General features: G+C 47.1%; 1 protein-coding gene. It reads left to right on the top strand.

Features of this window, described 5'->3' with window-relative positions; translation table 11 throughout:
• On the top strand, positions 1-263 hold a 263-nt coding region (locus tag AACR11_RS22790; protein ID WP_223295769.1), incomplete at both ends, for a T1SS-143 repeat domain-containing protein.

Genomic DNA, 263 nt, shown 5'->3' with positions numbered 1-263 from the left:
TGCGGTCTTTACGTTAACGGTCAACACCGATGGCAGCTATAACTTCACGCTACAAGGCCCAATTGACCACGCGCCAAACAGTGATGAATTGATCCTCAATTTCCCAATCATCGTTACTGATTTTGACGGTGATAGCACAACGGCAACCATTCCAGTCACGATTGTGGATGATAAGCCAACCATTACTGACGTTGACGCAATCAGCGTGGACGAGGACGATTTAGCGACTATCGGTTCAGACCAAAGTAATCCGGTTTCCATTG

This window comes from Vibrio sp. L85, from assembly GCF_963871815.1.
Lineage (GTDB): Bacteria > Pseudomonadota > Gammaproteobacteria > Enterobacterales > Vibrionaceae > Vibrio > Vibrio harveyi.
The sequence above is the reverse complement of the archived record's forward strand: the minus strand, read 5'-3'. Positions and strand labels throughout refer to the sequence as shown.